This window comes from Sulfitobacter sp. HI0027 (genome assembly GCF_001634775.1).
Classification (GTDB): Bacteria; Pseudomonadota; Alphaproteobacteria; order Rhodobacterales; family Rhodobacteraceae; genus Sulfitobacter.
On sequence record NZ_LWER01000329.1, the window covers coordinates 1 to 272 of the forward strand.

Annotated in this window: 1 protein-coding gene; it reads right to left on the reverse strand. The window is 58.1% G+C overall.

Annotated elements, in window-relative coordinates; genetic code table 11:
* Window positions 1-272: glycine--tRNA ligase subunit alpha (locus A3722_RS16230; protein ID WP_150120528.1), on the reverse strand; the 272-nt coding region annotated here is incomplete at both ends.

Sequence of the window (272 nt, forward strand, 5' to 3'; positions counted from 1 at the left end):
CATTACGTGATCGACACCTAGCACATACATCGCCAAACGCTCCAACCCATAGGTCAGCTCGCCCGAGACAGGGTGGCAGTCATGGCCGCCAACCTGTTGGAAGTAGGTGAACTGGGACACTTCCATTCCGTCGCACCAGACTTCCCAGCCCAGACCCCACGCGCCCAGCGTCGGGCTTTCCCAGTCGTCTTCGACAAAGCGAATGTCATGCAGCGCCATGTCGATGCCAATGGCTTCGAGCGAACCAAGGTACAGTTCTTGCAGATTGGGCG